Source organism: Mesorhizobium sp. CA10 (genome assembly GCF_020165285.1).
GTDB lineage: Bacteria > Pseudomonadota > Alphaproteobacteria > Rhizobiales > Rhizobiaceae > Mesorhizobium.
On sequence record NZ_JAIUHV010000024.1, the window covers coordinates 21,075 to 28,235 of the forward strand.

Annotated in this window: 5 protein-coding genes; 4 read left to right on the forward strand and 1 reads right to left on the reverse strand. The window is 63.4% G+C overall.

Features of this window, described 5'->3' with window-relative positions; translation table 11 throughout:
- Positions 1-30 precede the first annotated feature (30 nt).
- The 3 genes from LB535_RS28370 to LB535_RS28380 are packed head-to-tail and all read left to right on the forward strand — an operon-like array spanning position 31 to position 4,099.
- Positions 31-2,163 carry a type I secretion system permease/ATPase gene (locus tag LB535_RS28370; protein ID WP_095765655.1) on the forward strand — a complete coding sequence of 711 codons (2,133 nt, stop codon included), beginning with the start codon at positions 31-33 and terminating at the stop codon, positions 2,161-2,163.
- A 15-nt stretch (positions 2,164-2,178) separates the two neighbouring features.
- Positions 2,179-3,468, forward strand: coding sequence for an HlyD family type I secretion periplasmic adaptor subunit (locus tag LB535_RS28375; protein WP_224544188.1), 1,290 nt, complete (start codon positions 2,179-2,181; stop codon positions 3,466-3,468).
- Entirely contained in the window at positions 3,458-4,099 is a 642-nt protein-coding gene (locus LB535_RS28380; RefSeq protein ID WP_224601002.1) for a ribbon-helix-helix domain-containing protein, read from the forward strand. Before LB535_RS28375 ends, LB535_RS28380 begins: the two co-directional genes overlap by 11 nt.
- An 87-nt stretch (positions 4,100-4,186) precedes the next feature.
- On the opposite strand, the gene LB535_RS28385 is transcribed toward LB535_RS28380, so the two are convergent.
- Positions 4,187-5,131, reverse strand: coding sequence for a transglutaminase-like cysteine peptidase (locus LB535_RS28385; RefSeq protein WP_224634525.1), 945 nt, complete (start codon positions 5,129-5,131; stop codon positions 4,187-4,189).
- 324 nt (positions 5,132-5,455) lie between these two features.
- On the opposite strand from LB535_RS28385, the gene LB535_RS28390 reads away from it, so the two are divergent.
- On the forward strand, positions 5,456-7,161 hold a 1,706-nt coding region (locus LB535_RS28390; RefSeq protein ID WP_224634526.1), incomplete at its 3' end, for a VCBS domain-containing protein.

Consider the following 7,161-nt stretch of genomic DNA (forward strand, 5'->3'; position numbering starts at 1 on the left):
GTATCGATCTTCGGTCCTTCGGGGCGGATCGTGAACCAGCAACCTAATATCTTATCGCCCAAGGAGGCTTTCAAAGCCTGCTTCTGCGCTGTGGCGGCCTATCTGGGCAGGCCGAGCGCCGAAACGGTGCTGTTTGCCGGCGTGCCGATTTCGGAGACGCGCATCGAGCCGGACGAGATTCGCCATCTAGCCGAGCGCATCGGCCTGGAGGTGCAGAATTTCAGCCATCGCGATTTCCTGCGCGGCCGCTTCGATCTTCCGGCCATCGTCTTTCGCGTCAGCCAATTGCCGATCGCCCTCCTGGCGGAAATCGAGGGCGGGCAATATCTGACGGCGCCGCAGGAAAACGGCCGCACCACGATCGACAGGTCGGAACTCGCCGAAAGCTACATCAGCGGCGGCACGTCCTTCTCGATCACCTATGCCAACCAGGCCGAGGAGATGACGGTCGGCACCGCCGCGCGGATCGAAAGGCGCCACTGGCTGACCGGCACGATGGGGGCGTTCTGGCGCACCTATTCGAAAGTGGTGCTGTCGGCGGTGTTCATCAATCTGCTGGCGATCGCCTCGCCGATCTTCACCATGAATGTCTACGACCGCATCCTGCCCAACAAGGCGATCTCGACGCTGTGGGTGCTGGCGCTCGGCATCGGCGCCGCGATCCTGTTCGACCTGCTGCTGAAGACGGCCAGGGCGTCGCTGATCGACTATGCCGGTCGCAAGGCGGACCTGCGAATATCCTACCTGCTTTTCGAGAAAGTGCTGAATTCCTCGCTTTCGGCGCGGCCCGGGTCGACGGGTGAATATGCAAACCGCGTCACGCAATACGAATTCGTGCGCGAGTTCTTCACCTCCAACACCATCAGCGTCTTCATCGACACGATCTTCGTCTTCGTCTTTCTGGCGGTCATCTACGCCATCGGCGGCTGGCTGGTGGTCATACCGGCGCTGGCCTTCGTCATCTCCGTCATTGTCGGGCTGATCACGCAGCGGCGGATCGGCAAGCGGGTCGCGGCATCGATGAACGAGGCGTCGCAACGCCAGGCCCTGCTGGTCGAGTCCATCTCGACGCTGGAGACGATCAAGTCGCTGCGCGCCGAAGCCTACCTGCTGCGCAAATGGGGCGAGCACTCGAAGAACGCGGCCAACACGTCGGAAAAAATCAAGGAGCTCTCGGCGGCGGCGGGCAACATCACTGGCGCCATCCAGCAATTCGTGACGGTCGCCCTGGTCGTGGCCGGCGCCTATGCGTTCTCGGAAGGCCAGGTGTCGACCGGCGCCATCATCGGCACCGTGATGCTCGCCGGCCGCGCCGTGGCGCCGCTCGGCCAGATCGCCATCACGCTTGCCCGGTTCCGGCAGGCGATGCTGTCGCTCAAGATCATCAACACGATCATGTCGCAACCGGAGGACCGCCCCGACACCGTCGGCTTCGTCAACCGGCCGATCCGCAGCGGCGCGCTGGTCTTCAGGAATGTCGGATTCGCCTATCCGGGCACGGAAAACGAGGTTCTGAGCGGGCTCAACATCGCGGTCAAGCCCGGCGAGCGGGTCGGCATCATCGGCCGCATCGGCTCCGGCAAGACCACGATGGGACGGCTGATCGGCCGGCTGTTCCTGCCGACGTCGGGGGAGCTGCTGCTCGACGGCATCGACATCCGCCAATACCACCCTTCGGAAGTCCGCGCCGCGGTCGGCATCGTCGCGCAGGCCGGGGACCTGTTTTCGGGAACCATCAAGGAGAACCTCCTGATGGCGGCGCCTGGAGCGACGGACGAGGAGATCATCGATGCGGCGAAGGCCGCCGGCGTCGACGACTTCGTGTCGCGGCATCCGCGTGGCTACGACATGAATGTCGGCGAGCGTGGCACCAATCTCTCGGGCGGCCAAAGGCAGGCCGTGGCGATCGCGCGGCTGCTTTTGACCAAACCGAAGATCGTCTTCCTGGACGAGCCGTCGGGTTCGATGGATCTCGCTTCCGAGCGGCAGCTGATCAAGCAGCTCAAGGTGGCGTTCGACCGCAGCACGACGCTGATCGTGTCGACCCATCGCTACAGCATGCTGGAACTTGCCGACCGCCTCATCGTCATCGACCAGGGCCGCGTCGTCGCCGACGGGCCGAAGGAACAAGTCATTCAGGCGCTGCAGAAGGCAAATGCCTGACCGGAACGTATGGACATGCTAGCAAGGGAAGACCGGCCACCACTTTTCGCCTCGGCGTCCGTCTACATAGTCGGGGCGCTGTTCGTGTGCTTCACGGCCTGGGCCTCGTTCGCCGAGGTCGACGAGATCGCGCGCGGCGACGGCAAGGTGATACCCGCTTCGAAGACGCAGATCATCCAGGCCAGCGAAGCCGGCGTGGTGCAGGAGATCGCCGTCCAGATCGGCCAGACGGTCAAGAAGAATGACCTCATCATCCGCCTCGACAATTCGGGCAACACTTCGAGCCTTGGCGAAGAGAAGGCCAAGGCGCGAGCTTTGCAGGCGCGCATCGCCAGGCTGCAGTTCGAGCAGAGCGGCAGTGTCGAAGGGTCGTTCCCCTGCCCGGCGGAAATCCAAAAGGTCGCGCCGGAGATCTGCGACAACGAGCAAAGGCTGCTTGTGGCGCGCCGCGACAATTTCGAGGTCAAGCTGTCGGTTCTCAAATCGCGCCTCGACCAGCGCGAGAAGGAACTGGACGAGGCCACCGCCAATGCCGACCGCCTGTCCAAGAGCCTTGCCGTCACCGACCAGGAAGCGGCGCTGGTCGAACCCATGGTCAAGAAAGGCCTTATGGCCAGGACCGAACAGATCCGCGTCGAGCGGGAACAAACCGACCTTCGCGGACAGCTGACCCTTGCCGGCGAGACCATCAAGAAGAGCAAGGGAGCAATCACCGAGGCGCAGCTTCAGGTGAACGAATTGGGGCTGCAATTGCAGCAGGAGGCGTTGAGCGACCTGACGCAGGCGCTCGCCGATCTGTCCGTGGTCGACGAAACCATCCGCGGCGCCACCGACAAGGTGGCGCGCACCGACATCCGCTCACCGGTCGACGGCATCGTCAACACGCTCGACGTCAACACGCTCGGCGCCTTCGTGCAGCCCGGCGCGGTGGTGGCCGGCATCGTGCCGACCTCCGAGACGCTGCTGGTCGAGGCCCGGGTTTCGCCGCGCGACGTCGCCTTCATCCAGCCGAACCAGGAGGCGCTGATCAAGGTCACCGCCTATGATTTCTCGATCTTCGGCGGCATCGAGGGCAAGGTCTCCAACATCACCGCCGACAGCCTCGTCGACCAGAAGACGGGCGAGCCCTATTACCAGGTGCGGGTCGCCACCGACAAATCGACGCTTACCAGGAACGGCAAGACCTATTCGATCATCCCCGGCATGATCTGTTCGGTCGACATCAAGACCGGACGCAAGACGATCCTCAACTATCTTTTGAAGCCCATCAACAAGGCGCGTCAGGAGGCAATGAGTGAGCGATAGCGCCATCCATCCGGACACTTCGCGCGAACGGCTGCTGCCATCGCTCGCGGCCGAGGATTTCGGCCCCGAATTCCGCGTCGTGGCGCGCGGCGGCGTGCGTCGCGGCATCCGGCTGGAGCGCGCCTTCTGGGTGTCGCTGAAGCAGATGGCCGAAAGCCGCAAATGCACGATCGGCATGCTGGTCGAGGAGATCGCCGAACACCATCCCGACCAGGGCAATCTCACCTCGGCGATCCGCGTCGCCTGCATGCGCGGCCTGGCCGAGGAAAGCATGGAATTGCGCAAGCTCGCTTCGATCCGCACGATCAACGCGATCCTGGTCGCCTGCCCCTCGCCCGCCTTCGCGCTGTCTTCTTCGAAGAAGATCCTGGCCTTCAACACGCCGTTCCAGCAACTGGTCAGGCGCCAGTTGCCGAGCGCGCCCGGGGAGGATGGGCGCCAGGACCTGAAGCTGGCGCTCGACCTCAACGTTCCCGACATCTTCGCCCGGCTCGACGCCAATGGCGAAACGCCGGTCACCAGCGGCTTCGTCATCGGCGCCGGCGAGCGCCGCTATCGCGGCCAGCTCAGCGCCGTGCGCGCGCCCGTCACCGAGCCGGAACTGCTGATGGCTTTCGTCTACAACGGCTAGAGGTACGCATTTCCCGGAAACTGTCCGGAATGCGCGATGACAACAGAGCGTCCGTGTATTTTCGGCAAGGCGCTGAACCGCTCGAAACTACTGCCTCAGGCTCGAAGCCACCGATGGTTCCGGCGATCCTTCGCCCGGAGCGACCGTGGCGAAGCCGCCGGCGATGTCGGCTACCTGCGCGCCGGACTTCGACCCGTGAATCCAGGCGCGATCGGTGCTGAAGGAATAGAGCGGAACATAGTCGGGCAGATCGCTGTCGCGCAGGACGGCGTTGCCGAGGCTGTCCAGGATGAAGGCGCCGCTTGCCGTGCTCACCGACAGGACGGCATGGAAGAACTTGCGGCGGCGATCCTGGAGCACCACCAGCGACATGCTCGGCGCCGGGATGCCGGCTCTGAGCAGCGCCGCCATCTTCAATATGGCGAAATCCTCGCAATCGCCGGCGCGATGCTCGAGGATTTCCGACGGCTTCGCCCAATAGTCGAGCTTGCCATAGACGACGCTGTCCTTGCGATAGGCGATCAGGCGGTTGATGCTGCTGTTGACGAAGGACAGCTTGTCGCGAAAACCCTTGTCGCCGGCGATGTTGACGATCTCGGCGAAGGCTGGGCTCTCACGGTCGCAGACGCTGCCGGCGGTGCAATCGACGATGGCCCTGTAGACAGGAGCCCAGCGCGCCGCGACCGGAAAGTTGCGCATCGACAAAGCCACCGAGCCGAAGACGCCGGGGATGATCGCGGCGGTCTGGATCGGGTCGATGCCGGGATCGGTCTTGGCGTGCGCTTCAGCCTCGTAACGCGCCGCCGGCGTGTAGCCCACAGAAACGTCCGCGATCCGGTATGCGGACGCCGGCTGCCAAGGCAGCGGCCGGGCCAGCGAAACGCCGCCGAGGCTCGCCGGCGCAGGCACCTTTTGCAGGACCGGAACCGCGCCCGAATTCCCGCTTGCCGACGATGGATCTGCCTGAGCGGCAAGGCCGATCGCCAGCAAGAGTACCTTGATCCCCGTCGGGGCTGCTTTTTGTATTTTCATAACGTCCACCTTTGACTGTGGACGCTACCAATCTTGTCTCAAATTATCGGAAAGGAAGGTGGGTAAGTTTCCGCGAATCACACTATTCTGTTTTGCATCAAATTTTATTCAAAATTATACTTCTATTTACCAAGACGGAAGGCGTGCGGCGCGGTCATTCCCACCCTCGTTAAGGTCATGCATATCCAGATATATCATCGCAATTTACCAAGTGTAAAAAATGCGATTCTCTACATATTCGAATATATGAAATAGATTGAACGTCTGTTGCAAAGCCCGGGCCTGACATGTCTCTTTCCGGGAAATGCCGGAGGGGCTTTAGCTATGACGACCAATATCGAATTCGACGCCGTTTCAAATTCCTGGGACGAGCACACCAGCGCTGGTGAAAATCATATCTCGACGGGTGTGCAGGTTGCGCAGGCGACCGCCGCCCAGGCGGCGAGCGAACCGGTGCCGGTCGATGTCGGCAGCGGCGCGCCGGCCCAAGGCGCGGCCAATGCGCCGGCCGCAAACCAGCCGGCCGATGCCAAGGCTGCTGCGCCCGCGAACGCACCGGCGGCAAATGCAGCGGCAGGCAATACGCCGCATGAATATCATGTCGAGGCCGGCAATGTCGTGAAGCTTCCGGCCAGCGTGTCAATCGACAACATCAAGGTCGACGGACATGATCTCGTCCTCACGCAGCCCGACGGATCCCAGATCGTCATCAAGGACGCCGCGCTGAATGTGCCGACCTTCATTCTCGGCGACGTCGAGGTGCCGCGCGTGGCCCTGATCGCCGCGCTCGAGGCCAGCCATGTCGATATCGCCTTCGGCGCCGACGGCTCGATCTCGGCCGGCGGCAACGGCTCGCCGGGCAGCGCAGGGGGCAATTTCGAACATCCCGCAGGCGGCATCGGCGACGGCTTCGGCCTGACGTCGCTGCTGCCGCCGACGGACCTTGCCTTCGGCCAGCCGGACCATCGCGAGCTGTTCCCGGGATTGCTGCCCGATTCGACGCCGACGATCCTCGACCTGACGCCCTCGACCAGCGGCGGCGACACCAGCGTCGATGAAAAAGGCCTCGAGACCGCCGGCGCGACGGGGTCCGGCGAAGCGGGCACCGACCCCGCAATGGACAACGACCCGTCCGAGCACAACACCGGTACCTTCACCATCACCTCGCCCGACGGCATCGGCTCGGTGGACATTAATGGCCATGTGATCACCGCCGCTGAGCTTGCCAACAGCGCGTCGACACCGATCAACATTGCGACGCCCTTCGGCAACACGCTGACCATCAACGGCTACGACGCCGCCACCGGCCAGGTGAGCTACACCTATACGCTGGTGCACAGCGAGCAGCATTCCGGTGCGGGCACCGATTCCATCTTCGACAACATGACGGTGACGGTCACCGACAGCGATGGCGACGTTTCGCTTCCGGGAACGCTGTCCGTCGAAATTATTGACGACGTGCCGACGGCGCATGACGATACCGACAGCGTGGCTGCGGGTTCGCATACGCCAATCGATGGCAACGTCATCACCGGAGCCGGCAGCGACGGCAACGCCGCAGGCGCTGATTTCAAGGGCGCCGATGACGCCAGTGTGACATCGGCCTATGGCAAGAACGGCGCCGGCTCCGCGCAGACTGTGACGGACGCCGGCGTCTCGATCGCAGGCCAATACGGCACGCTGCTTTTGCACTCGGACGGCAGCTACACCTACACCCGTGCGGCAAACACGCCGGGCGGCGTGGACGACGTGTTCCACTACACGCTGACTGATGGCGATGGCGATCAGTCGTCGACGACGCTGACGATCGGTATCGGCAATGAGCCGCCGACCATCGACGGCCTGACGCCCGAAGCTCAGGGCGGCGACGCAACAGTTAATGAAGCAGCCCTCAATATCGGCACGCCAGGCGGGCCCGGCTCCGACCCAGCAAGTACGGCCGAGACCGGCGCTGGCAGCTTCAACATCAGCTCGCCCGACGGCATCGCCTCGCTCAGCATCGAGGGCCATGCCTTCATCACCAACGGCGT